Origin of the sequence: Undibacterium sp. CCC3.4, assembly GCF_034347425.1 — a bacterium.
Taxonomy (GTDB): domain Bacteria; phylum Pseudomonadota; class Gammaproteobacteria; order Burkholderiales; family Burkholderiaceae_D; genus Undibacterium.
This window is the reverse complement of record NZ_CP133779.1, coordinates 600,979-626,840: the sequence shown is the minus strand read 5'-3', so window position 1 is coordinate 626,840 and position 25,862 is coordinate 600,979. Positions and strand designations below refer to the sequence as shown.

The following is a 25,862-nucleotide window of genomic DNA, read 5'->3' as shown; positions in this document are numbered from 1 at the left end:
TGCTGGTTTCTATATAACAGTGACTCTTCAGGTCATCGGAACATCAGGGCTATGCATATTCACATACTAGGTATTTGCGGTACTTTCATGGGGGGACTTGCCGTTTTGGCAAAAGAAGCCGGCCATACCGTTACTGGCTGCGATGCCAATGTCTATCCGCCCATGAGTACCCAGCTCGCAGCGCAAGACATACAATTAATTCAGGGGTTTTCCGCTGAGCAAATTTCTTTGGCCCCCGATCTGTATGTGATTGGCAATGTGATTTCACGCGGTAACCCGCTGATGGAAGAAATTCTCAACCGCGGCCTGCCGTATGTATCCGGACCGCAATGGATCGGTGAGCACATATTACGCGACAAATGGGTGCTGGCAGTCGCCGGTACCCATGGCAAAACCACCACCTCCGCCATGTTGGCCTGGATACTCGAATTTGCCGGTTATGCGCCGGGCTTTTTGATCGGCGGCGTGCCGCTCAATTTCGGCATTTCGGCGCGCCTGCATGGGCCGGCCGGTTCCGATTTTTTCGTCATTGAAGCCGATGAATATGACACCGCTTTTTTCGATAAGCGCAGTAAATTCGTCCACTACCATGCCAAAACCGCGATATTGAATAATCTCGAATATGATCATGCCGATATTTTCCCCGATTTACATGCCATAGAAACCCAGTTTCACCATTTACTGCGCACCATCCCAGGCATCGGTCGAGTCGTGCTCAATGGGCGCGAAACGGCACTCGAACGTGTCATTGAACGTGGCTGCTGGAGTGAGCAAGAGCGTTTTGGCGTCACGCATGGCTGGCATGCGCAGTTGCAAGACGGCGAAAATTTCGATGTCTATTTGGCTGACGAATGCCAAGGCCAAGTCAGTTGGCAGTTGCAGGGCGAACACAATCGCCAGAATGCCTTGGCGGCCATCGCCGCGGCGCGCCATGTCGGGGTCGCACCGGCGCTCGCCATCTCTGCCTTGGGGCAATTTGTGAATGTGAAGCGACGCATGGAAGTACGTGGGACGGTGGCCGGTGTCACGCTCATCGATGATTTTGCTCATCACCCGACCGCGATTGCCACCACTCTGGCCGGTTTGCGCAGAAAAGTCGGCAGTGGGCGTATACTCGCCGTGCTGGAGCCGCGCTCCAATACCATGAAACTGGGTACCATGAAGCAAGCTTTGGCAGCCAGTTTGAGCCATGCCGACTTGGTATTCGGTTTCGGTGCCGCCAGCGGCAAGGATGTGCTCGGTTGGGATTTAGCCAGCGTGCTGGCCCCCTTGGGCGCAGCGGCATTCGTGTTCGAGCAACTTGATGCCTTGGTCGCTGCCATCGTCGCCGCCGCTGCTGCCGGCGACACGATATTGGTCATGAGTAATGGCGGTTTCGGCGGCATCCATCAAAAAATTCTCGATGCGCTGGCGGCGCGGGCGGCGGCATGATCCTCTATCTGCATGGCTTTCGTTCCTCGCCGCAATCATTCAAAGCGCGTGCGCTACAAGCTTGGATGACGGAGCACGGACGCGCCGCTCAATTCTGTTGCCCGGCTCTATCGGCTTCGCCAGCGCAAGCGATCGCCCAAGCCGAAGCACTGATGGCCGGCTTCGCCAGTGAAGAAATCAGCATCATCGGTTCTTCGCTCGGTGGTTTTTATGCTACCTGGTTGGCAGAAAAGTATGGCTGCCGCGCCGTGCTAGTCAATCCGGCCGTGCAACCGCCGCGCGATCTGGAAAGCTATGTCGGGGTCTCTACCAGCTACCACAGCGACGAGGTATTTGAATTCAAGGCCGAATATATGGAACAACTGCGCGCGCTCAGCGTGGCCCACATCAGTGAGCCGCAGCGTTACTTTCTCATCGCGGCCACCGGTGACGAAGTACTCGATTGGCGCGACATGGTGCAGCACTATGCCGGCGCGCGCCACCTGATCATCCCCGGCAGCGACCATGGCATTGCCGAAATGACCGAGCATTTCGCCGAGGTGCTGGCATTTTGTGATGCCCCGCATGCTTGAGCGCGTCAGCACCAGCGCGGCGCGCTGGCACGAGCATGCGGCGGCGGTGGTCGGTCGCGGTCCCTTGCAGCAGTGGCTCAGCGACCGTGGCTCACTGACGGCCAGGCTGCAAGCACGCTGCCAACAATTTCGCGTGCAACGCTTGTCGCAACAGCAAGCCCGCTGCTTGCCTGATGAAGCCGGCTTACTCGGCCTGCCGCGCGCCTGCCAAACCCATGAACGCGAAGTGATCTTGCGTTGCGATGCACAGGCCATCATCTATGGGCACACCGTGGTGCCGCTTACGGCGACGGCTGCGCAATGGCCCTTGTTTGCCGCGCTCGGTGAGCAATCGCTGGGAACCACCTTGTTTCACGACCCGCTGGTGATCCGCGGGCCCTTGTCCTTCGCCCGCTTGCACCCGCGCCACCCGCTGATGCAGCGGCTCAGACAGATCTTGCCCGAAATAAGTGCCACCAGCTTGCCGGCGCGGCGCTCCTTGTTTTGGCGTAAAGCTGGGGTGCTGTTAGTGACCGAAGTGTTTTTGCCAGCCTTGGCACAATTACCTGCTGCTGTGTACGAAAAGCGTGCTTTTGTGGAACAAACCACGCTGCGTCGTTGATCGTAAGCATTCCTGAGCGAAATTGATGGGGTTTGCCGCGTCCCTCGTTTAAAATTGCAGGATATGGGCTTGCGCCTACTCCTACCCTCCATGAAGTCCGAAACTTTGCAAGCACTTGCAGAGGTAGACGTTTATAAAGAAGTCTGGCATGAATTTATTTTTTGAAGAATCCGGCGATTTCAAAGCCGGCAGCGTATTGTCTCAGGCTGGCGAAGCTTATCAAGTCGAACTTGCCAGCGGCAAACGCAGCAAGATCAAGGTCAAGGATGTGTTGTTACAGTTTACGACACCCGACCCGGTCAGCCTCATCGAGCAGGCGCGTGCCGCCGCCGCCGAGATTGACCTCGAATTCCTGTGGGAAGTGGCCGGCAGCGAAGAATTCGGTTTCGCCGAGCTCGGCAGCGAATATTTTGGCCATGCCCCGCAAGCGGTCGAAGCGGCCGGGCTGATCTTGGCGCTCCATCATGCACCTGTGTACTTTTATAAAAAAGGCCGCGGCCGTTACAAGGCCGCCCCGGAAGCCTCGCTCAAAGCGGCCTTGGCCGGCATAGAAAAGAAAAAACAGCAATTGTTGGTGCAAGCCGGCTATGTCGAAGAACTCAAGCAGCATCGCTTGCCAGAACCCCTGCGTGCCTTAGTATTGCCACTGTTGTTCAAACCCGATAAAAACAGCATCGAATACAAGGCGTTTGCCCAAGCCTGCGACGAGCTGCAAGTGTCACCGCAAAGCTTGATGCTGGCCAGCGGTGGCCTTGCCAGCCCGCTGCAACTACATCTGGCGAAATTTCATTATGAAAATTTCCCTAAAGGTTTGCAATTCCCCGCCATCCAAGTACCGGCGCTGCCGCTCGATTTACCGATTGCCGACGTAGCAGCATTTTCCATCGACGACGTTACCACAACCGAAATCGATGACGCCTTTTCGGTGGTCGAACTTGGCGATGGCAAGTTACGCATCGGGATACATATTGCCGCGCCGGCGCTCGGCATTGCCCGTGGCGATGCGATCGACCAAATCGCGCGCGCACGCATGTCCACCGTCTACATGCCGGGCGATAAAATTACCATGCTGCCCGATGAATTGGTCAATGCCTACACACTCGGGGCTGGTCAAACCCGTCCTGCGGTGTCTTTGTATGCCACCATCGACAGCGCCGACTGGTCAGTTATCTCGACTGAAACCCGCATCGAAGCCGTGCCTATGGCGGCGAATTTACGCCACAACGATCTCGACACCGTGGTGACGGAAGACAATCTCGCCGCCGGCACGGGCGCGTATCCGCACAAAGCTGAAATCGCCCGCATCTGGCAATGGGCGCTGGTGCTGGAACAGGGCCGCATGGCCAAGCGCGAAAGTTTCGGCATGAAACCGGAACAAAGCAATCGCGTCGACTTCAATTTCTATGTTGAAGATGACGTCGTCTCGATAGTGCGCCGGAAACGCGGCGCGCCGCTCGATAAAATGGTCGCGGAATTGATGATCTTTGCCAACAGCACCTGGGGCAAGTTGATGGACGAGCACGGCATTCCCGGCATCTACCGCGCCCAAGGCGTGGCCGGTGGGCGCGGGCAGGGTGCTTGGGCCGGGCGCATGCAAGTGCGCATGGTCACGCATGCCGCACCACATCAAGGCTTGGGCGTCGACCAATATGCCTGGAGCACCTCACCGCTGCGCCGCTATACCGATCTGGTCAACCAATGGCAAATCATCGCCTGTGTTCGTCACGGCGTGACCGCACCCTTGGTGGCCACCTTCAAGCCCAAAGATGCCGATCTGTTCGCCATCGTATCGGGCTTTGATGCCGCCTACGCCGCCTATGCCGATTTCCAAAACAATATGGAGCGCTACTGGTGCTTGCGTTGGTTAGGCCAGGAGCAGGTTCGACAGGTCGAAGCGGTCGTCTTGAAAGATGAAATCTTACGCCTGCTCGATATTCCGCTGGTCATCCGCTTGCCCGGCATGGCCCCGACTGCACGCGGGGCCCAAGTGCGTCTCGATATTTTACGTTGGGATGAGGTCGAACTGAGCGTCGAAGCGCGCGTGCTCGAAGTCTTGGCGACCGTCAGCGAATTAGGTGAAGAGGAAGAAGCCGATGGCACGGCCGAAGCCGAGCTCAGCGCCGAAGCCGCTGCCGATGCGCCGGCTGCTGCTGACGCTGTGCTCAGCACTGCCGTCGAAGCTGCACCCGTGCTTGCAGTTGGTGTTGACGCTGGTGCAGCGTAACGCAAACGATAAAGACAGCTACCATGCGCTTCAAATTCATTCATGATCATTTGATATTGAGTATTGCGGTCGCCATTTCGGTGGCACTGCATGCCGCTGCCATGTTGGTACATTTTGTCGCGCCACCACCGGCCGAAAGCCGCGCCGTCGATCCCGGCCTCGAAGTCATTCTGGTCAATGCCAAACATGATAAAAAACCGCTCAAGGCCGAGGCGCTGGCACAAGCTGACCTTGATGGTGGTGGGGCGCATGACAGCGGGCGTAGCAAATCACCGCTACCCGACATGCAACGCAGCGAAGATGGTGATAACGTGCGCGTGGCCACCCGTCGTATCCAAGAACTCGAACAGCAACAGCAGCAATTACTCGCGCAAACCCAGCGGCGCGAAAATTTCCGCCTGCCGCAACAAGAAAAACGCCGCCTCGACGACAGCCACACGCCTAGCCAAGGCAGTGACGATCGCGATACCAGTAAAGCGCTGGCACGCATGGCGGCGGAAATCTCGCAAACGATCGAAGATCAAAACAAACGGCCACGCAAAACATTCATTACACCGAGCACGCAAAAAGTCGGTTACGCCATGTATTACAAAGAATTACAAAAGCGCGTGGAAGATTTCGGCACCGTGCATTTTCCGCAAAAAGACGGTAAAAAATTGTATGGCGAACTGATCATTTATATCCCCATCTTCCAAGATGGCAGCATCTATGAAAAAGATGGCGGCCCGCGAGTAGAAAAATCCTCCGGCAACCCAGCCCTCGACAAAGCGGCACTGCGCATCGTCCGGCATGCCGCACCATTTGGCAAATTTCCGCAGAATATGCGCTCTAACGATAAAGATGACTTATGGGTCGTGATCACACGTTTCAAATTTACCCGCGAACAGCAACTCGAAACCGAACTGCGGGGAGGAAATAAGTGAACACTGCATCCACTCCTTCAATTGATCAATATGTCGTCATCGGTCATCCTGTCAGCCACAGCAAATCACCGGCGATCCACGCTGCGTTCGCGCGCCAAACCGGGCAAGATTTGACTTATCAGACCCTACAGGCACCACTCGATGGTTTTGCCGCCAGCGTCGCGCAATTACGCGCGCGCGGCGTCAAAGGTGCCAATGTTACGGTACCGTTTAAACTCGAAGCCTGCGCCTTGGCCGATCAACTGACGGCGCGCGCCGCCGCCGCCGGCGCCGTCAATACCCTCAGTTTCAGCCCAGCCGGCGTGGTCGGCGATAATACCGACGGGGTCGGTTTGGTAACCGATATCGTCGCCAATGCAGGCATCGTTATCACCGGCAAACGTATCTTATTACTCGGCGCTGGTGGCGCCGCGCGCGGCGCGCTGCTGCCGCTGTTGGCGCAAGGCCCGGCGCAGTTGGTGATCGCCAATCGCAGGCTGGCCACCGCCCAAGAACTACTGCAATTGGCGCAGCAATTTTCTCCCGGCAGCGCGCTTGAAGCGCGCCAACTCGATAATCTCGAGGGCCGCTTTGACCTCATCATCAACGCTACCTCGGCCAGTCTCAACGGCAGCATGCCGACGCTGGCCGCGAGCTTGTTTGCCGGTGCCGAACTGGCTTACGACATGATGTACGCTGCCGTACCGAGCGCCTTTTTATGCTTTGCTAGCCAGTGTGGCGTACCGGCGCGCGATGGCTTGGGCATGCTGGTCGAACAAGCGGCCGAAGCCTTCTTGTTGTGGCGCGGAGTAAGGCCGCAGACGGCGGCGGTACTGGCGCAGATGCGGGCCGAATTGAACCGCACGGTGGCCGCATGAAGTTTTTGCGGCGCTGTGTGTTTTGGCTGATCGGCGTGCCCCTGCTGCTGGTCCTGCTGTTGCAAGTATATTTTCTGGTGCAGATCGCTTGGTGGGTCAACTTCAATCCATCCTCCACCAGCTTCATGCGCCAGCAGCTCAGCGTCCTGCAGGAAAAAAATCCGGCCGCCACGCTGCAGCATAAATGGGTACCTTACAAGCGGATTTCCGACCGCCTCAAGCATGCCGTTATCGCTTCTGAAGACGATAGTTTTGTCGATCATGAAGGCGTGGATTGGGAAGCCTTACAAAAAGCGTATGAAAAAAACCAGAAAAAAGGTAAAGTCGTCTCCGGCGGTTCAACCATCACGCAGCAGTTGGCGAAAAATTTATTCTTATCCGGTCAGCGCAGCTACTTGCGCAAGGGGCAGGAATTGATCATCACCTACATGCTCGAAATGTGCATGAGTAAGCAGCGCATCTTGGAAATTTATCTCAATGTGGTGGAATGGGGTGTCGGGGTTTTTGGTGCGGAAGCCGCCTCACAACATTATTACGGTATCAATGCTGCCTCACTGAGCTCGACCCAAGCCGCGCGCTTGGCCGTGATGCTGCCGAAACCGCGCTATTTTGATAAAAATCAGGGCTCGGGCTATCTGCAAAGACGCACTGAGATCATTGTTCGACGAATTAATAATGCGGAAATCCCATGAATTTACAGCGTCAACGCGGTTTGAATTTATTCTTCGTTTCAGTATTTTTCATGCTGCTGGCCGGTGGTGGCATGACTTTTCTCTACACGATACGCTACGGTCATCTGCCGTTCCAAGACAGCTTGGCGCGCTGGGGCCATTCAGCCGGCGTGATCGGCAATGAATTGAAAAAAGCCAGCGGCGCCGATACCCTCAAAATCAGCTTACCCACCGCGGATGGTGGCGGCATGGCAGCACCGGTGACGCTTGAATCCGGCGTGCGCCGCTGTCAAATCGATGGCAAGACAGTGTTTTCCGATACCGCCTGCAGCGCGCAGAACCCGACCAGTCGAGCAGTCAAACTGCATGACACCCAAGGCTTCGTGCATCCAGTTGTTGTCAGTGACACACAAGCCGACAGCAGCGATACCGATATGAGCAAAAAAATCCTCGACCAAGCGATCAGCCGGGCCGAGCAAAAAACCACGAAATAATATCCCCACCGCAAGGAAACCTGCCATGCCAGCATTGTCATTGAGTCACTACAACTTACGCGGCACACCGCAGCAATTGCTCGAACTGGCGCAGTTTTACCAGCGCTATGTCGGCTTACAAGATGGTCCACGGCCACCACTGAGCAACGCCGGTTACTGGCTCTACGCCGGCGACCAAGCGGTGCTGCACTTGTCGCCCAATCGCGCCGGCGAAAGCCGTCAGAGTGCTCTCAAAAGCAGCTTCGACCATACGGCATTTCATTGCAGCGAGCGTGCCGCCATGTGCGCGCGTCTGAGCCAAGATGGCATCGTTTGGCGCGCTGCTGAAATCGCCGCCAGCCCAGGCTTTGCGACGCAATGGCAAGTGTTTTTCAGCGACCCGCTGGGCAATGGCATCGAACTCAATTTTGCTGCCGACGACTGAATTGCATAGATGGACTTGAGCGCAGCATGGCGTGGCGGATCGGCAACGATGGAAGCGCCGCCCGCCCACCGTCGCCCGCTCGTCAGTGCGCCTCTTCCCAATTATTTCCCACCCCTACTTCGGCCAACAATGGCACATCGAGGCTCGCCGCGCCTGCCATCAGTTCCGGCAATTTGCGTTGCACCAGTTCGAGTTCCGCCTGTGGTACCTCGAGCACCAATTCATCGTGTACCTGCATAATCATTTTACTGTGCAAACCATCGCGCTCTAACCAATCTTGCACGGCAATCATCGCCAGCTTGATCAGATCGGCTGCCGTACCCTGCATAGGCGCATTGATGGCGGCGCGTTCGGCACCCTGACGACGCGGGCCATTGGCCGAATTGATTTCGGCCAGCCACAAGCGCCGTCCGAACACGGTTTCCACATAGCCGTGCGCCTTGGCCTTGACCCGCGTATCGGCCATATACTGCGCCACGCCCGGGTAGCGTTGAAAATACTTATCGATATAACTTTGTGCCGCGGCCCGTTCTATACCGAGGTTGCCGGCCAAACCGAAGGCGCTCATGCCGTAAATCAGACCAAAATTGATCACCTTGGCATAGCGCCGTTGCTCGCTGCTGACTTCTGCCAGCGCCACACCGAAAATTTCTGCCGCCGTGGCGCGATGAATATCCTCGCCATTGGCAAATGCGGCCAACAAACTGGCATCGCCCGAAATATGCGCCATGATGCGCAATTCTATCTGTGAATAATCGGCCGACACCAGCACATGGCCGGGGGCGGCGATGAAAGCTTCGCGTATGCGCCGGCCTTCGGCGCTGCGCACCGGGATATTTTGCAGATTCGGATCATTCGAAGCCAAGCGCCCGGTCACTGCCACCGCTTGGGCGTAATTGGTATGCACGCGGCCGGTGGCAAGATTAAGCATCTTCGGCAATTTATCGGTATAGGTCGACTTCAGTTTGGCCAGCCCGCGGTATTCCAACAACACCTTCGGCAGCGGATAATCTTCGGCCAACTTTTGCAGCACTTCCTCATCGGTCGAGGGCGCGCCTGAAGGGGTTTTCTTCACGACCGGCAGACCGAGCTTGCCAAAGAAAATTTCGCCCAATTGTTTTGGTGAATTCAGATTGAAAGGCTGTTCCGCCAACTCATAGGCGCGTTGTTCGAGTTCGAGCAAACGCTTGCCGAGCTCATTCGATTGCGTCGCCAACAGCTCTTTGGAAATCAGTACGCCATTGCGTTCTATCTTTTGTAACACCACCGAAGTCGGCAATTCTATCGTGCGATATACGCGCAGCAATTTCGGATCGGGTTCGATTTCCGGCCACATCGCCAGGTGCAATTGCAGCGTGATATCGGCATCTTCGGCCGCATACTCAGTGGCGCGGCCAATCTCGACTTGGTCGAAACAAATTTGTGCCGCCCCTTTGCCGCAGACTTCGGCAAAGCTGATGGTTTTCTTACCGAGGTGGCGCAGCGCCAGGCTATCCATATCATGCGCCTTATGTGATTCGAACACATAGGATTGCAGCAGCGTGTCGTGGGCGATACCGCGCAAGAGGATGCCATGGTTGGCAAAAATATGGCTATCGTATTTGAGATTCTGACCGAGCTTAGCGGCGCCGGCATCTTCCAGCCAAGGCCGGAGTTTTTCCAATACCAGCGCGCGCGACAACTGCGTCGGCGCATCGGCATACTGGTGCGCTACCGGGATGTAGGCCGCGTGACCGACCTCGCAGCAAAGTGAAATGCCGACCAATTGTGCCGTCATCGGTTCGAGCGAAGTGGTTTCGGTATCGACGGCCGTCAGCTTGGCGGCACGAATGCGCACGATCCAGGCATCGAGCGCCGCCTCGGTCAAAATAGTTTCATAATTTTTTATTGCTGTCGGCAGCGTCGCACCGGCAGCCGCTTCGGCAAACAAGCCGGCCTGTACCGGTGTATTACCGGCCGCCGCCGGATTGAGCGGAGTGGCACCGGCCGTGGCGTCACCACTCAATTCACGTAACCACGATTTGAAACCATAGCGGCTGAAAAAAGCCAGCATGGCTTCCTTACTTTCCGGCTGCGCCGTCAGGCTGGCTGGAATTGAGGCATAGTGGGCGCTGAGGTCGCAATCGGTCTTTACGGTGATGAGCGCACGTGCTTGCGGCAACCACTCGAGCGCGGCGCGCAGATGGTCGCCGACCACGCCCTTGATGGCACTGGCATGGGCGATCACACCCTCGAGGCTGTCATACTCGGCCAGCCACTTGACGGCCGTTTTCGGGCCGCACTTGCTCACCCCCGGGACATTATCGACGGTGTCGCCGATCAGGCTGAGGTAATCGATGATGCGATTCGGCGGCACGCCGAATTTGCTCAATACGGCGGCTTCATCGAGCGTTTCATTGCTCATGGTATTAATCAGCGTGACATTCGCATTGACCAACTGAGCCAAATCCTTATCCCCGGTCGATACCACCGTTTTCATGCCGAGTTCACTGGCAGCCACACACAGGGTGCCGATCACATCATCGGCCTCCACCCCTTCGACCATCAGGATCGGCCAACCCATGGCCGTGACGGCGGCATGAATCGGTTCTATTTGCAAACGTAAATCGTCCGGCATAGGTGCGCGTTGCGCCTTGTACTCTGGGTACAGGTCATCACGGAAAGTCTTCCCTTTTGCATCAAATACACAAGCCATGTATGCTGCCGGATAATCGCTGCGCAGACGCCGCAACATATTGATCATGCCGTAAATGGCACCGGTCGGCTCGCCCTGCGGATTGCGCAGGTCAGGCATGGCATGAAAGGCGCGGTACAGATAGCTCGAGCCATCGACTAACAACAAGGTATTTTGCATATGAGTGAAAACAGAAAAAGTGTGACAAGGTTGCGCCAAATTATCGATAAAGATAAGGCGACGGCCTTAAAGGCGCGCGAATCGTGGCATATGTTCACGATTATGGCAGAATTTATCGACTCCGCCGAACGGCTTTCTAACATCCGTCCAGCGGTGAGCATCTTCGGCTCGGCCCGCATCTCGCCTGAGAGCGGCTATTATCAAAGCTGTGTCGAGCTGGCGCGTCGGCTTTCGGATGAAGGCTTTGCCGTCATTTCCGGCGGCGGTCCTGGCATTATGGAAGCGGCCAACAAGGGCGCTTTCGACGGTCCCTCGCCCTCGGTCGGGCTCAATATCGAATTGCCGCATGAACAGCGCAGCAACCCATGGCAAAACATCAGCCTGACATTTCGCCATTTCTTTGCTCGTAAAGTCGCCTTCGTCAAATACGCCGACGCCTATGTGGTCTTTCCCGGCGGTTTCGGTACCATGGATGAGTTCAGCGAAGTGCTGACCTTGATACAAACCGGTAAAACTCGCCGCATTCCAGTGATCTTGGTTGGTACCACGTTCTGGGGCGGCTACTTGGAATGGTTGAAAGACCAGATGGTCGGCAATGGCATGATCGCCGCCGCCGACCTCGATCTGGTACAACTGATCGATGAGCCGGTCAACATCATCGAAGCCATCTTTGCATTTTACGAAGCACGCGAGCTCGAACCGTCTGATGACGAACGTGCACGCATGCTCTACTTGTGAGGCTTCAGGCTGCCAGCAACAAGGCCAGACCGGTCAGCGCCGGGATGGCTTGAACGAAAAGAATTTTACGTCCAACTGTGGCCGCGCCATACAAACCGGCCACCAACACGCAGCCAAGAAAAAATACCTTGATGTCTTGCCCGCCTGATTGTGCCAGCAAGCTCCAGACCAAGCCGGCTGCCAGAAAACCATTATACAAACCCTGATTGGCAGCCAAGACCTTGCTCGCTGCCGCGGACGCCGGCGTTTGACGGAATGCGCGCAAACCGGCCGGCTTTTCCCACAGGAACATTTCCAAGATCAGAATATAGACGTGCAAGATCGCCAGCAAGGCGACCACAATATTGGCAAGTAACAGCATGAGTGAACTTTCTGAGAGAAGTAGCGTAGCGCGATCAGTCGATGTGATTGACGCGGGAAAATTTGTCACTGAATATGGGCGGCATGGCCATCACTGCCGCTTTAGCATAATTAAAAAACACAAAGCCAGATTTTGCCATCGCAATCAGGGCACCATCGGCCGGTCGCGTGATGCGAAACGTGATGTCGCCGCCGTAGCGGTTGAAATCCATCACGCCCACTTCAAACTGTAACTGGTCACGCGCGTGGGCTTCTGCCTTATATGTCGTGGCCAGATCGGTGACGATGATGCCGATGCCATCGAGACCAGTTTCGCGTATGCCGAAGTCATACAGAAAGCGCGCGCGCGCTTCAGAAATCATGGAAATCATCGAGTCGTTGCCGAGGTGATTAGCACCGTTGATATCGGTTACCCGCACGGTTAATTGGGTCGTGTAATAAAACTGGTCTTCCGGAAAATGTAGTGTCAGGCGTGCCATAAAAACGAGAAAAGTAAACAAAAAAAAGAGGCATCCAGCGCCTACTCAGCCGCAGATAAGGGCTGCCACCGCGTACTTTACACGAATCTTTTGACTTCGAGCAGGCGAAATCCACCCCTCTCCTGGTGATTCTCTTGTTTATTGCCAGTTAGCGTTAATAATGTCGTTGAAAGTTGACAACAATTCGCACGGCTGCCGCAAAATAGGCCTATGTCTACCCATGAAAAAAGAGCACTGTTTTCCAAGCGTCTCGAGGTGGCTTTGCGACGCAGTCCAGAGCCAGTCCGAGGCGCGACCGAACTCGCTTTGCGTTTTAATTTACGCTACAAAGGCGAATCGATTTCCCCCCAGACCGCGCACAAATGGCTGACCGGTAGGGCGATTCCGCGCAGTGACAAATTGCACACCATCGCCATCTGGCTAGGGGTAGAAGAGCACTGGCTACACTATGGCCCACCACCTTCTGCTTTAGATGAAAGCAAGAAAATCGAACTCTTGCCACCTACCCCTGAAATGATCATTCTGGCGCAAAAAATCCAAGCCCTGCCGGCGCATCAGCGTTATTTGATCGAAGATTTGATCGTCCAGCTACGGCGCGATTGAGCCGAGTCCGCTACCACCCCGGCACTGCATTTCTGCTCGCCCGCAACAAATTATCGCGACACCGCTTAGGCGGTGTTTTTCATTATTGTTGCAGCGCCGCTAGTCTAGCGCTAACTAGACAAAACTAAACTGAAAAGTTGCTGACAGTCAGGTCTCGGGGCGGCTGATTACTGCCAGCAGTATTGATGCTTAGCCTTTCAGCGAAATGCCACCAAGAGCAGAAAGCTTAGGTTGATCAAAAATCTGACTAGGGTTTGAAACCCCGGCCTTCAGAGGCTGTCGCAAAAGGGTATTGAGTCGGTGTCATTACCCTAACTGGTGGCCACGTCATTCCTGCGCGCTTTTGGCAGGAACCCAGCGGCGTTCGTGGTTAACTGAAAATGCCAGAAATTGTGGCATTTTCAGTGTAAAAAACGACGCTGGGTTCCCGCCAAAAGCATGCGGGAATGACGAGGTATGCGGTGTTTCAGGTGTAAAAAACGTCCATCAGGCTTTTGCGACAGCCTCTTTAGGGCGGGGAGGATGCCAATTCACGAAGCTGTTGAGCGGTGAAATCGTGTTGTTGCTGGTTTACGCAAAGGCGAAATTCGACAATTAGCGACCAGAGTTTTTACTGAAGGTGAAGGAAAAATTTGATGACAAGACGAAATAAGCCAGCGATCGATCCGGAAATGCTCGAATTCGAGGCAGCTTTGCTGCGGAGCATTGATGACGGGCTACGAGGGGAGGGGCGAAAAACCAGGCCGGAGCAAATTGAGGTTCGGCGGCGTGGTCGTCCAGTCGGCAGTGTGAAGCTTGCGCCCAAAGTGGCGACAACGATCCGCTTTGACCAAGACGTGCTGGTAGCCTTGAAGGCTAGCGGGCGCGGCTGGCAGACTCGTGTAAACGAGGCCATGCGCGAGTGGCTGGTTTTACATTCTGAGACTTAAAAATTGTAAAATATTGAGCAACAGAAAACATCTCACTCAATCACCAGGCAAGGACGGCTTCCTCATCCGCGCTATCCTTCCCTGCCCAAACTCGACGGCTTTCCTGTAGTTTGCTGCCCAAGCGATCGCTTGGACGAGGCTGGTCGCGCATCTGGTCAAACTTGTGGTGGGGCGAGCAGAGCTGCGATTGATCTGCTGTAGTGGAAATATCGGTTCGCAAGCAGGGCCTGTTGGCGTCTCTTTTGCGCACCTCAGCCGACACCGGGTAGAGGCAAAGCCTGGTCAAGGGCATATTAAAACAGCGAGCCAAGGACAGCGACTGTGTTTGGGGCATATCGGCTATCGGCTTGCGCGGAACGTTTGGCCGAAAAACATCAGCAAAGTTCGTAAGCTGGAGCGGGTGAAGGGAATCGAACCCTCGTATGAAGCTTGGGAAGCTGCCGTTCTACCATTGAACTACACCCGCGATCCCCACATTCTACGCGGGTTTCAAGGGTGTTGACAACTTCCGGCGATGGCTGCTGTGAGCGAAAATGTGATGGCCTTTATTTCCTTACTGTGATGGCTTCTATTCTTTAGAAATTGTTCCGAATTGAACAGTACCATGACAACATAGCAGCGAAAAATTCTGGGAACCAACTTAATCTAAGTTAATCAACATTATCTCGTCCACTCATCCAATCAGGTTCTATCTCACCAAATTCAAAATGCAATGTATTTGGTTCTATTTCAAGCTCAATATCATCTACTTCATTTGATTTGTTAGGAATACGCAAAACAATAGAAACCGATTCATCGAAATTATCCGTGACTAGACCGTTTCCCATAGAAATATATTCTTTATCAATTCCATCCCATTTCTGAAATGAATAACTTCCAATAAATGTACCTTGCACTTGGAGACTAAAAATTACAGAGACTCCCTCCTGATCAATATCAGTAACTTTAATGGCATTTGGCACATCTTCAAATGTACATTTATTCAACTCAACATAAAACTCATCTTCTTCATATTCAAATTGTGAATAAACATCACTGATAACAGCTTCGCTCCATTCGAAGTCTTTAATTTCCTCTTCAATCCTTAAGAAAATTTTCGAGTTTCCATCATTTAAGTCTCGTCGCAGACCCTTAATCATATGTTGGACGGCCTCGTCCGGTGTTTGAAAAAGTGCAAGCGCAGTTGCAAGTTCTTTTACATGATGCAACCTATCGGATATTTCACAATACGATATCCAATCACCGTCTCTGGATACAACAACTATTTCGGTATCCTCATCTAACGCCCAATTTTCAAGGGTCTTTAACGCAATTGCGTCTGGAAACTCAGATTTTTTGTTATTTTCCTTCTGAAACGGGGGTTCATTACCAAAGTAACTACTGAGAAGGTCACTGACATTAATATAGTCATCGGAGTTCAAAACTAAGGTACCAGAATCTGCTAAAAAACTGTCGATTATAGTGGATCCACATATCCGGACAACAGTTTAAACTAGTGTCTGTCGAAAAGAGACGAGGCAGACCATGAGTGAAAATAAGAGAAAAATATTTAGCGGCGCACAAAAAGCCAAGGTAGCAGTTGAGGCAATCAAAGGCGAAAAGACGATCAATCAGATCGCCCAAGAGTTCGGGGTGCATCCGACGCAGGTTAGCCAGTGGAAGAAAGAATTACTGGAAAATGCAGGCAGTCTGTTTGAAGGTAAGCGCGGTCCGAAACCGGCCAGCACACAGAACGACCCAGACCGTCTCTATGCCAAAATTGGGCAACTGAATATGGAACTCGATTGGCTTAAAAAAAAGTCAGGGATCAGCCTGTAACGGAACGATTGCAGTGGGTAGAGCCGCTCTCTGCCCTTTCAATCGCCACACAATGCCGTCTCGTTTCAGTCACGCGCTCGGTCGTGTACGACAAGAAAAAGCGCTTGCAAGAAGAGATCAATCCGTTTGATAGTTTGCTGTTGCAATTGCTTGACGAGGAATACACCAGACATCCATTTTACGGCACGCGACGCATGACGCATTACTTGCGAGACTGTGGCCATGCAGTGAACCGCAAGCGCGTACAGAGGCTGATGCAGCAACTGGGATTGGCAGGTATGGCCCCAGGCCCCAACACCAGTAAAGCGCATCCGCAGAACAAGATTTACCCGTACTTACTGAGAGGTATCGATGTCACTCGACCAAATATGGTCTGGAGTACAGACATCACATTCATCAGGCTGCCGCGGGGTTTTGTGTATCTGGTGGCGATCGTTGACTGGTATAGCCGGAAGGTGCTGTCTTGGCGGTTGTCGAACACGATGGATGCGGGGTTTTGCGTGGACTGCTTGGAAGAAGCCATAAAATGGTATGGAACGCCGGAGATTTTTAATACCGATCAGGGTGCGCAGTTTACCAGCCAGGCCTTTACTGGGCTGCTGCTTAGAAACGGCATCAAAATCAGTATGGACGGTCGCGGTCGGGCGTTGGATAATATTTTTGTTGAGCGTCTATGGCGCAGTGTGAAATATGAAGAAGTGTATTTGAAAAAGCATGAAAGTATGCCGGAGTTGGTGATCGGCTTGGCGAACTATTTTATGTTCTACAACGCTGAACGTAAACATCAATCATTGGGTTATCAAACGCCGGAAACCGTGTATGGCTCAGGCGTGGGCGGCGGTGCCAAGATCGTAAACAAATTTGGTACTGAACTGCCTGATTCAAAAAAGCTAGAAAAGAAAAGCACGGTAGTGATGTAGTGCGAATAACGGGGCAGCGCCGCGCAGCTGTGGCAGAAACAGGCACTATCTTAAACTCTTTGAATAATTGTCTGGACTTAGGGGGCCACTTTAGATCTGCAATTTGCAAATTTCTTGCGGAGATGGCAGTTCTGCAAATTTTGTATTTATCTCTTCGAGGTACTTTTGATCAAATCCAACAAAATCAGCCGCATCAGACATATCACGACCAAATCGTTCTTTTTTTGTTGTGATCGATTTTGTCAGATGACGACCAATTTCCCTTAAAACTACTTCCGAAATAACCAAATTTGCAGGATGCCGATTAAATTGTTTTAGCTGAGAAAATATCCCTCGATCGAGACGCATGCCGTGATCATCAAAAGTTGTTGTATCGACGGTAATTGCTGAAATCTTTTTTTGGGCAATTCGCAACCTAATTTCTGCGTATTCTTCTGAAGACATAATTTTTTTAGAAATTAATTGGGCAAATCGACATCTGTATCGTCGTCAGAAAGATTAGGAATAAACTTCGCGTGCGCTCTTTGTAAATAGGCTTTAGCACTATCCCTATCCGCCTCATAAGACAATTGTTCATTAATAAATCGAAGACGAGATCGTGCATCGTTAATTACCTCTGCCCATTCTTTTACCCAGACCGTAATATTCAATTCTGAGTCGTCATAAACTTGTCCTTTAGGTCGTCCCTTCTGATTGGCCTCTTTCTTTGCAAAAGAGTCCAGCTCATTTGACACAGCGACGAATGTCCATTTAGCAGGAACTCCAGCAAATCTTTCGTCACTTGCAACTGCGATAGCATATTTTTTTATTTGGGTTAGTACATCGCTATTGATTTTTTGTGAAGGTCGCTTGAGCTCAACAATTAGATAATCATATTCACCAGTTCGAGGTTGGACAACTTTTTGCAACATCAGATCTATCCGCCCAGTCTTCCCATCTCCTAGATCAACAATTTTAGAATCATCTTCACGTGGACCTAATTCAGATAAATGCCTTTGCAAAACTTCTTCTAACCGCTGCTCGCTACCTGCCAGAGAGAATTCTTCGTGAAATAACCAAGCCTCTGTTTCAAGTATTTTATGTAATTGATCTCTTTCCAACAGTTTCTTCTTACTTTTCTTATGAAAAATAAGCGCCTCTAATCCATTCAACATATCCAGTCTATTTGCAACAATTTTTGCGGAACTGATGATCGAGGAAAGTGATGTTTAAAGTGGCCCCCTAAGTCCAGACAATTATCCAAAGAGTTTAAGATAGTGCCTGTTTCTGCCACAGCTGCGCGGCGCTGCCCCGTTATTCGCACTACATCACTACCGTGCTTTTCTTTTCTAGCTTTTTTGAATCAGGCAGTTCAGTACCAAATTTGTTTACGATCTTGGCACCGCCGCCCACGCCTGAGCCATACACGGTTTCCGGCGTTTGATAACCCAATGATTGATGTTTACGCTCAGCGTTGTAGAACATAAAATAGTTCGCCAAGCCGATCACCAATTCCGGCATACTTTCATGCTTTTTCAAATACACTTCTTCATATTTCACACTGCGCCATAAGCGCTCAACAAAAATATTATCCAGCGCCCGACCGCGACCGTCCATACTGATTTTGATGCCGTTTCTAAGCAGCAGCCCAGTAAAGGCCTGGCTGGTAAACTGCGCACCCTGATCGGTATTAAAAATCTCCGGCGTTCCATACCATTTTATGGCTTCTTCCAAGCAGTCCACGCAAAACCCCGCATCCATCGTGTTCGACAACCGCCAGGACAGCACCTTCCGGCTGTACCAGTCAACGATCGCCACCAGATAGACAAAACCCCGCGGCAGCCTGATGAATGTGATGTCTGTACTCCAGACCATATTTGGTCGAGTGACGTCGATACCTCTCAGTAAGTACGGGTAAATCTTGTTCTGCGGATGCGCTTTACTGGTGTTGGGGCCTGGGGCCATACCTGCCAATCCCAGTTGCTGCATCAGCCTCTGTACGCGCTTTCGGTTCACTGTATGGCCACAGTCTCGCAAGTAATGCGTCATGCGTCGCGTGCCGTAAAATGGATGTCTGGTGTATTCCTCGTCAAGCAATTGCAACAGCAAACTATCAAACGGATTGATCTCTTCCTGCAAGCGCTTTTTCTTGTCGTACACGACCGAGCGCGTGACTGAAACGAGACGGCATTGTGTGGCGATTGAAAGGGCAGAGAGCGGCTCTACCCACTGCAATCGTACCGTTACAGGCTGATCCCTGACTTTTTTTTAAGCCAATCGAGTTCCATATTCAGTTGCCCAATTTTGGCATAGAGACGGTCTGGGTCGTTCTGTGTGCTGGCCGGTTTCGGACCGCGTTTACCTTCAAACAGACTGCCTGCATTTTCCAGTAATTCTTTCTTCCACTGGCTGACCTGCGTCGGATGCACCCCGAACTCTTGGGCGATCTGATTGATCGTCTTTTCGCCTTTGATCGCCTCAACTGCCACCTTGGCTTTTTGTGCGCCGCTAAATATTTTTCTCTTATTTTCACTCATGGTCTGCCTCGTCTCTTTTCGACAGACACTAGTTTAAACTGTTGTCCGGATATGTGGATCCACTATAGTTTTTTCTAGCAGTAAAGCTAGATCATCTTGAGCCTCTTTCTTTAAACCAAGCACTTCGCCGATAATAAATTGCACGGAATCAGGATTTTGACGAATTGCCTGGGCAAGCAAAAAGAAAGTGAACTTCTTTTGTTTACTATCAGAGTCTTCAAAAGAAGGTAAATAACTTTGTACGTTAACAGCCAAAATATCGAAAACCTGTCGCTCTGCAAATTCGACAGGATCAATATTATCGTTGTCTTCATAAGGATAAATTTTTTCTTCTTTCCACTTTTCAACAATCTGGCTATGTTGAGAAGCCAAACGTTTTCTAAAGTGCTCTTTCATTTTATTTTTTGCCGCACGCACAATAACCTGAACATCATCATGCAAATCTGCAAGTGCCAATTGGCCCAACTTATCTAACTCACGAAAATGATCAGATTTTATATACGCAGTAAAATTAAAGCCCGGTGCACGAATTTGTTGACCCGCAGGAGTTTCAAACAATGAGATTCCTGACGCATCACACAAATGAACAACACGTTCAGTAGGAATATTCCATTCAATAACAACTATCGAAACACGTACTCTATTACCGCTATTAAGTCCAATTTCGCCAAGGTCATACTCTTCTCGATGGTGCTGAACTGCATTAGGGTCTACATTTTTCCCATCATACTCAATTGAGGTTTCAGGATATTCAGTAAGAAACACCGCAAATATTTTCGCCAAACTCATTTGAGCAGTTTCATCTTTTAGTGACCGAAAATCACTAACTACATTGTGTATGGTAACTTCAGTTCCACTTACATTCGTATCGACCTCTACAACTTTACCAACATTAAAATTATCAAGGGATGTTGAATTGCCAACAATTTTGTATGAGTGCGATTTCCCATTTTCTTTAAATGTCGTAGCCCACTCAACCTTATGGCCTAAAGAAAATGCCTTAAATCTGCCTTTTCCATTTTTTCCATGTAATGAACGTCCATGTTGGCGAACAGCAGCTTTCTTCCACGAGTCGCCTAAACTACCAAACAATTTGTCGACTTTAGAGAACGTTATACCGTCACCGTAATCTCGTACACGAACGGATTCAAGACCATTCATTTCGTTAATATCAAGGAAGACCTCCACTTTGTTCGAGGCCGCATCAAATCCATTCCAAATTAATTCAGCCAAAGCCGCTATCGGACGAGAAGATGTTATTGATTCAAGAAAATCTTTTTTTGCGGTTACTTGGACGATTCCCATTTGAAGATTTCTTTCAACTAGTTGGCTAAGATTTGGGTAACAATACAAAGAAATCAGATTTCAATGCATTATGATTAGTAATAAAAATACACAAACTTAAATTTACAACAAATTTGTAATTTCAAGTTATTATTTATTAACATCTCCCTAATCAGTTTCGTCGCATTTAATTGAACCCTCACGCAATCCTCAGGTAAATTTTCATCCAGCCTTTATTTCTTGCTTTTACGGCTTTTATTCTTTAAGAAAACTCACCAGCATTGTTACTCAAAACCAAATTACCCACGTGATAGCCAAGTTATTAAATCCGCCAATCAACACATCAACTAAGGAATAAAAATAAGAAAGCCCAATTTCGATAACTCACTTCATTTCCGTCCTTTAGGGAACTCACCACATTGGTATTCTTCCCAACTTTGCCTCAAATCATCAATGTAATTTAATCCCCTAAAACCCGTCCAGTATCGACCATCTTGCTCATACGTAAATATGTAGAGAATGTTGGTATGTTTCGAAATTAAAGGCTGACCTAAGACTGCCGTTGATTTAAGCTCAATCCATCCAAAATAACATCTTCCATTTTCTGTGCGTTTTTCCTCTAGAACCTCTCCATCAATATATTTCTCATCAAAAAATTCAATCGCATTGTTACCAGCAGAGAGATATTGTCCGTAAAGAAATTTACCACTAGTTCCAAATACGAAATGTCCAAGAGGAGCCAGAATAAAGTGCCATATTAGGTAACAAAGAAGAACTAAAAATGCAAAGCTAATTAAGACGTCCTTATTACTTGCGCTTATGGGGCGTTGAACTGGTTCTACCTTTTCTTCGCCTTGTTTAATTGAATCAGTATCAACGGCAGCAAGGACTTCTGTCACGATTGGAGTGATTTTATTCCCACTTAGCAACACCGTCTTCTGCTGAACATCTGCATTTGTCGATGATTTTATCTTCTCAAGGGTGTGTTGTGCTTGACGATTATAGTGGATCCACATATCCGGACAACAGTTTAAACTAGTGTCTGTCGAAAAGAGACGAGGCAGACCATGAGTGAAAATAAGAGAAAAATATTTAGCGGCGCACAAAAAGCCAAGGTAGCAGTTGAGGCAATCAAAGGCGAAAAGACGATCAATCAGATCGCCCAAGAGTTCGGGGTGCATCCGACGCAGGTTAGCCAGTGGAAGAAAGAATTACTGGAAAATGCAGGCAGTCTGTTTGAAGGTAAGCGCGGTCCGAAACCGGCCAGCACACAGAACGACCCAGACCGTCTCTATGCCAAAATTGGGCAACTGAATATGGAACTCGATTGGCTTAAAAAAAAGTCAGGGATCAGCCTGTAACGGAACGATTGCAGTGGGTAGAGCCGCTCTCTGCCCTTTCAATCGCCACACAATGCCGTCTCGTTTCAGTCACGCGCTCGGTCGTGTACGACAAGAAAAAGCGCTTGCAAGAAGAGATCAATCCGTTTGATAGTTTGCTGTTGCAATTGCTTGACGAGGAATACACCAGACATCCATTTTACGGCACGCGACGCATGACGCATTACTTGCGAGACTGTGGCCATGCAGTGAACCGCAAGCGCGTACAGAGGCTGATGCAGCAACTGGGATTGGCAGGTATGGCCCCAGGCCCCAACACCAGTAAAGCGCATCCGCAGAACAAGATTTACCCGTACTTACTGAGAGGTATCGATGTCACTCGACCAAATATGGTCTGGAGTACAGACATCACATTCATCAGGCTGCCGCGGGGTTTTGTGTATCTGGTGGCGATCGTTGACTGGTATAGCCGGAAGGTGCTGTCTTGGCGGTTGTCGAACACGATGGATGCGGGGTTTTGCGTGGACTGCTTGGAAGAAGCCATAAAATGGTATGGAACGCCGGAGATTTTTAATACCGATCAGGGTGCGCAGTTTACCAGCCAGGCCTTTACTGGGCTGCTGCTTAGAAACGGCATCAAAATCAGTATGGACGGTCGCGGTCGGGCGTTGGATAATATTTTTGTTGAGCGTCTATGGCGCAGTGTGAAATATGAAGAAGTGTATTTGAAAAAGCATGAAAGTATGCCGGAGTTGGTGATCGGCTTGGCGAACTATTTTATGTTCTACAACGCTGAACGTAAACATCAATCATTGGGTTATCAAACGCCGGAAACCGTGTATCGATCAGGCGTGGGCGGCGGTGCCAAGATCGTAAACAAATTTGGTACTGAACTGCCTGATTCAAAAATGATAGAAAAGAAAAGCACGGTAGTGATGTAGTGCGAATAACGGGGCAGCGCCGCGCAGCTGTGGCAGAAACAGGCACTATCTTAAACTCTTTGAATAATTGTCTGGACTTAGGGGGCCACTTTAGATTTCCCAAAGATGCGGCACGCTCTAGCCAATAAATCGCTAGTAGCTTATTTTTAACTACACCAATCCCATTTAGATACATCACTCCTAGGTTGAACTGGGCTTTATCATGCCCAGCCTCGGCAGCTACATGAAACAATTTAGATGCGATATCGACACTTCTCTCTACTCCATCTCCTTTCAAAAACTTAACCGCCTGCAAGAAAATATCGTCATTAGGTTGCTTGTTCATCACTTATTTAATCTTAAAAAATAGTCTTGAAAATTATAGAAGCCCGTCTCAAAGTTGATGTATGAGACAAACAAAGTTGATATCACAAACCTATATTGAATTAACTATTAGATTACCTAATAGTCATTTAAATTGAATACCACAATTGGGGCAAACAAAAATTTTTGTGGATCGTGCCAACAAAGCTACAAAGGCACCAAAGACCAGATTTTGCCAAAAGGATGTGACATAGCCATAAAAATAAACAACGAAATAAATGAACACTCCTGCTCCATATATCGACAACCGATATATTAAGGGTTTTGAAATTTTCAAACACCCTCCAAGTCCTACATAGCCACACTCTAAGCAAGTCAAATGTGTGTGATCAGGATATTTCTTCAAATTATTTCGTATATTTTCTGGAATAACCTTGCTCATATTCAACCCAATCAATCGTTATTTAATTAAAAAAATTAGCAAAAAAAATTAGGATTGATATTAGCTTTTTATGCAACAAAATTACTATAGTGGGAATTACCTGCAACACCTTCGGGTTTTACGTACGGGTACGGATATCCGCAAAGAAGACGAAAAAAAAACCATGTTTTGAAGGATATATTTCTATTCAGAAAGAAACATCTCAATTTAATTTCGTCACATTCAAAGGAGCAACAGGTAACCATAATCAAGTCGTAACGAAAGCGATCAGCTGTCCGCCTCGTGATCTGAACCCCCGGTGTTAGGCTACCTGTCACATGTCTTTTGTAAAACAAAAATATACAGATTTATTTTTCAATTTGTGTGAATGTCAGTGTTTTTGCTTCTTACTCAATGGCTTTGATCGGCGTTACAGATCGGGGTTAAGGGTGGAGCGAAGCGGAACCCTTTCCCTCAAGACTTTGATTTTTTTGGCTTACATCAGAACCTGGTAAGACTGGCAGTGTCGCCAGAAATCCAAACGGGGACGGAGAACAGAATCACTATGCGCATGTACTCACCAGAACGAAAAGAAGCCGCTCAGCGGCGTATGATGCCCCCAGAAAATATGCCGATATCGGCACTCGCACGCGAAACAGGGATCACCGAACAAACGCTTTATACTTGGCGTCGTCAGCTTAAAAATCAGGGAATAGTCGTGCCAGGTAATGGAAAAAATAGTGCGCAATGGAGCTCAGAAGATAAATTCGCGGTCGTACTGGAAACAGCAACGATGAGCATGGCGGAACAGGCTGAGTATTGCCGCCGTAAAGGCCTGTTCCTTGAACAAATCAAAGAGTGGCGTCAAGCATGCATAGGCGCGAATGCGAACGCTGCAGAAGCCGCTAAAAGCCAGCGCGAGCAAAGCAAAGGCGATCAAAAACGTATCCGGGCCTTAGAGAAAGAATTGAATCGCAAGGAGAAAGCCTTAGCTGAAGTAGCCGCTTTGCTGGTCTTAAGAAAAAAAGCCCAGGCGATCTGGGGGGCAAATCGGAAGACTGATTAGTATCCCAGATCGCCTGTTATGTGTGGAATTGATTCGCGAAGCGGTCGCCTCCGGTTCTCGCCTCAATTGCGCTTGTAGGGAACTCGATATCTGCGTCTGTACCTTCCAACGATGGGTGTGTGATGGCGATGCCGCCGTCGTAGCCGACAGGCGTACTACCAACGTTCGAGCGGCACCGGCGAACAAGATAAAAGCCGACGAAATTGTCCATATTCTGAAGGTGTTGAATACGGCTGAGTTTGCTAGCCTTCCGCCAAGCCAGATCGTTCCTACCTTGGCAGATCGAGGCGACTATTTGGCCTCTGAATCGACGATTTACCGGATATTGAAAGCGAATAAAATGCAGCACCACCGTGGACGTGCGAAGCAACCATCAACTAGAGTCGTGACTAGTCATTGTGCGACAGGCCCCAACCAGGTTTGGTCTTGGGATATCACGTGGTTGCCTGCACAAATTCAGGGTAAATATTATTACTGGTACATGATCTTAGATGTGTTTAGCAGGAAGATCGTTGGGCATGAAGTGCATGAAGCTGAATCTGCTGAATTGGCATCGATGTTAATCCGTCGGACCAGTTTGGCAGAGGGATTGGCGGGGCGTCCATTGGTACTACACTCGGATAACGGCAGCTCGATGAAGGGAGCCACGATGCTTGCTACGTTGGAGAATTTAGGTATCGCCGCGTCCTTTAGTCGTCCGCGTGTTTCGAATGATAAGCCATTCGCAGAATCGCTCTTCCATACTTGCAAATATCGGCCCGATTATCCGACAAAGCCGTTCGACAATGTCGAGGCCGCGCAGACTTGGATGCTCCAGTTTGTTAGATGGTACAACCAAGTGCATAAGCACAGTGGATTGAAGTTTGTAACGCCGGAACAGCGGCATAACGGAACGGCTGTGAAAATATTGCAGCATCGGGATAGCGTCTATGTTGAGGCGAAACGTCGACGTCCCGAACGCTGGGCTCAACATACGAGAAACTGGACTTTACATGATCACGTTTGGCTCAACCCAGAACGGGCTCAAACGGAAGAAATGAAGCAGGCGGCTTGACGGGTTGTGCGACAGGTTGTTTGACAAACACCGTGAATA

General features: G+C 50.4%; 25 protein-coding genes and 1 tRNA gene. 15 read left to right on the top strand and 11 right to left on the bottom strand.

Annotated features, from left to right (window positions below; all coding sequences use genetic code 11):
• Positions 1-51: 51 nt before the first annotated feature.
• The 9 genes from mpl (at position 52) to RHM61_RS02945 (ending at position 8,197) form a co-directional block, all read left to right on the top strand.
• Entirely contained in the window at positions 52-1,431 is a 1,380-nt protein-coding gene (gene mpl, locus RHM61_RS02985; protein WP_322249646.1) for a UDP-N-acetylmuramate:L-alanyl-gamma-D-glutamyl-meso-diaminopimelate ligase, read from the top strand.
• Positions 1,428-2,003 (top strand): YqiA/YcfP family alpha/beta fold hydrolase, encoded by a 576-nt coding sequence (locus RHM61_RS02980; protein ID WP_322249645.1) that lies wholly within the window; start codon positions 1,428-1,430, stop codon positions 2,001-2,003. Before mpl ends, RHM61_RS02980 begins: the two co-directional genes overlap by 4 nt.
• Entirely contained in the window at positions 1,987-2,604 is a 618-nt protein-coding gene (locus tag RHM61_RS02975; protein WP_322249644.1) for a chorismate--pyruvate lyase family protein, read from the top strand. The genes RHM61_RS02980 and RHM61_RS02975 overlap by 17 nt, the downstream gene beginning before the upstream one ends.
• A gap of 148 nt (positions 2,605-2,752) precedes the next feature.
• On the top strand, positions 2,753-4,828 hold the full coding sequence (locus tag RHM61_RS02970) for a ribonuclease catalytic domain-containing protein (protein WP_322249643.1): 2,076 nt from the start codon (positions 2,753-2,755) through the stop codon (positions 4,826-4,828).
• A 23-nt stretch (positions 4,829-4,851) separates the two neighbouring features.
• Complete coding sequence (locus RHM61_RS02965) at positions 4,852-5,751, top strand: TonB family protein (RefSeq protein ID WP_322249642.1); 900 nt, start codon at positions 4,852-4,854, stop codon at positions 5,749-5,751.
• Between the two features lie 20 nt (positions 5,752-5,771).
• A complete protein-coding gene (gene aroE / locus RHM61_RS02960) occupies positions 5,772-6,608 on the top strand; it encodes a shikimate dehydrogenase (RefSeq protein WP_322251028.1) in 837 nt (278 codons plus the stop codon).
• Positions 6,605-7,300, top strand: a complete 696-nt coding sequence (mtgA, locus tag RHM61_RS02955) for a monofunctional biosynthetic peptidoglycan transglycosylase (RefSeq protein ID WP_322249641.1) — start codon at positions 6,605-6,607, stop codon at positions 7,298-7,300. The genes aroE and mtgA overlap by 4 nt, the downstream gene beginning before the upstream one ends.
• Positions 7,297-7,773 (top strand): hypothetical protein, encoded by a 477-nt coding sequence (locus RHM61_RS02950; RefSeq protein WP_322249640.1) that lies wholly within the window; start codon positions 7,297-7,299, stop codon positions 7,771-7,773. The genes mtgA and RHM61_RS02950 overlap by 4 nt, the downstream gene beginning before the upstream one ends.
• Before the next feature lie 25 nt (positions 7,774-7,798).
• The gene (locus tag RHM61_RS02945) at positions 7,799-8,197 is read left to right on the top strand and encodes a diguanylate cyclase (protein WP_322249639.1); all 399 of its coding nucleotides are present in this window, start codon (positions 7,799-7,801) and stop codon (positions 8,195-8,197) included.
• Positions 8,198-8,279: 82 nt separating this feature from the next.
• Here the strand turns inward: RHM61_RS02945 and polA are convergent, their stop codons facing one another.
• Positions 8,280-11,051, bottom strand: coding sequence for a DNA polymerase I (polA, locus tag RHM61_RS02940; RefSeq protein ID WP_322249638.1), 2,772 nt, complete (start codon positions 11,049-11,051; stop codon positions 8,280-8,282).
• Here polA and RHM61_RS02935 point away from each other — a divergent pair, their 5' ends adjacent.
• Positions 11,052-11,789 carry a TIGR00730 family Rossman fold protein gene (locus RHM61_RS02935; protein WP_322249637.1) on the top strand — a complete coding sequence of 246 codons (738 nt, stop codon included), beginning with the start codon at positions 11,052-11,054 and terminating at the stop codon, positions 11,787-11,789.
• Positions 11,790-11,793: 4 nt separating this feature from the next.
• Here the strand turns inward: RHM61_RS02935 and RHM61_RS02930 are convergent, their stop codons facing one another.
• The gene (locus RHM61_RS02930; protein WP_322249636.1) at positions 11,794-12,150 is read right to left on the bottom strand and encodes a DUF1304 domain-containing protein; all 357 of its coding nucleotides are present in this window, start codon (positions 12,148-12,150) and stop codon (positions 11,794-11,796) included.
• Positions 12,151-12,184: 34 nt separating this feature from the next.
• Positions 12,185-12,628: a thioesterase family protein gene (locus RHM61_RS02925; protein WP_322249635.1), complete on the bottom strand. Its 444-nt coding sequence runs from the start codon at positions 12,626-12,628 to the stop codon at positions 12,185-12,187.
• 210 nt (positions 12,629-12,838) lie between these two features.
• Here RHM61_RS02925 and RHM61_RS02920 point away from each other — a divergent pair, with 210 nt between their 5' ends.
• Both RHM61_RS02920 and RHM61_RS02915 read left to right on the top strand, forming a co-directional pair.
• On the top strand, positions 12,839-13,231 hold the full coding sequence (locus RHM61_RS02920) for a transcriptional regulator (RefSeq protein WP_322249634.1): 393 nt from the start codon (positions 12,839-12,841) through the stop codon (positions 13,229-13,231).
• Between the two features lie 635 nt (positions 13,232-13,866).
• Positions 13,867-14,160 (top strand): BrnA antitoxin family protein, encoded by a 294-nt coding sequence (locus RHM61_RS02915; protein WP_322249633.1) that lies wholly within the window; start codon positions 13,867-13,869, stop codon positions 14,158-14,160.
• A gap of 392 nt (positions 14,161-14,552) precedes the next feature.
• Here the strand turns inward: RHM61_RS02915 and RHM61_RS02910 are convergent.
• Positions 14,553-14,626, bottom strand: a tRNA-Gly gene (locus RHM61_RS02910).
• Between the two features lie 184 nt (positions 14,627-14,810).
• Complete coding sequence (locus RHM61_RS02905; RefSeq protein ID WP_322249632.1) at positions 14,811-15,581, bottom strand: PIN domain-containing protein; 771 nt, start codon at positions 15,579-15,581, stop codon at positions 14,811-14,813.
• Positions 15,582-15,684: 103 nt separating this feature from the next.
• On the opposite strand from RHM61_RS02905, the gene RHM61_RS02900 reads away from it, so the two are divergent.
• Positions 15,685-16,898 (top strand): IS3 family transposase gene (locus RHM61_RS02900; RefSeq protein ID WP_322247785.1). Its coding sequence is split into 2 segments (ribosomal slippage): positions 15,685-15,961 and positions 15,961-16,898, totalling 1,215 coding nucleotides; the frame shifts between segments, so codons are not numbered across the junction.
• Positions 16,899-16,988: 90 nt separating this feature from the next.
• Here RHM61_RS02900 and RHM61_RS02895 read toward each other — a convergent pair.
• The 5 genes from RHM61_RS02895 to RHM61_RS02875 form a co-directional block, all read right to left on the bottom strand.
• Positions 16,989-17,342, bottom strand: coding sequence for a PIN domain-containing protein (locus tag RHM61_RS02895; protein ID WP_322249631.1), 354 nt, complete (start codon positions 17,340-17,342; stop codon positions 16,989-16,991).
• A 14-nt stretch (positions 17,343-17,356) separates the two neighbouring features.
• Complete coding sequence (locus RHM61_RS02890; RefSeq protein WP_322249630.1) at positions 17,357-18,049, bottom strand: hypothetical protein; 693 nt, start codon at positions 18,047-18,049, stop codon at positions 17,357-17,359.
• A gap of 151 nt (positions 18,050-18,200) precedes the next feature.
• Positions 18,201-19,414, bottom strand: a protein-coding gene (locus RHM61_RS02885) for an IS3 family transposase (protein ID WP_322248433.1) whose coding sequence is annotated in 2 segments (ribosomal slippage) — positions 18,201-19,138 and positions 19,138-19,414 — 1,215 coding nt in all. Because the reading frame shifts where the segments join, the coding sequence is not laid out codon by codon here.
• A 33-nt stretch (positions 19,415-19,447) separates the two neighbouring features.
• A complete protein-coding gene (locus RHM61_RS02880) occupies positions 19,448-20,719 on the bottom strand; it encodes an ATP-binding protein (RefSeq protein ID WP_322249629.1) in 1,272 nt (423 codons plus the stop codon).
• 368 nt (positions 20,720-21,087) lie between these two features.
• A complete protein-coding gene (locus RHM61_RS02875) occupies positions 21,088-21,714 on the bottom strand; it encodes a hypothetical protein (RefSeq protein WP_322249628.1) in 627 nt (208 codons plus the stop codon).
• 51 nt (positions 21,715-21,765) lie between these two features.
• Here RHM61_RS02875 and RHM61_RS02870 point away from each other — a divergent pair.
• Positions 21,766-22,979, top strand: a protein-coding gene (locus tag RHM61_RS02870) for an IS3 family transposase (RefSeq protein WP_322247645.1) whose coding sequence is annotated in 2 segments (ribosomal slippage) — positions 21,766-22,042 and positions 22,042-22,979 — 1,215 coding nt in all. Because the reading frame shifts where the segments join, the coding sequence is not laid out codon by codon here.
• Positions 22,980-23,427: 448 nt separating this feature from the next.
• Here the strand turns inward: RHM61_RS02870 and RHM61_RS02865 are convergent.
• Positions 23,428-23,724: a hypothetical protein gene (locus RHM61_RS02865; RefSeq protein WP_322249627.1), complete on the bottom strand. Its 297-nt coding sequence runs from the start codon at positions 23,722-23,724 to the stop codon at positions 23,428-23,430.
• A 544-nt stretch (positions 23,725-24,268) separates the two neighbouring features.
• On the opposite strand from RHM61_RS02865, the gene RHM61_RS02860 reads away from it, so the two are divergent.
• Positions 24,269-25,823 (top strand): IS3 family transposase gene (locus RHM61_RS02860; protein WP_416200209.1). Its coding sequence is split into 2 segments (ribosomal slippage): positions 24,269-24,732 and positions 24,731-25,823, totalling 1,557 coding nucleotides; the frame shifts between segments, so codons are not numbered across the junction.
• The last annotated feature ends 39 nt before the right edge of the window (positions 25,824-25,862 follow it).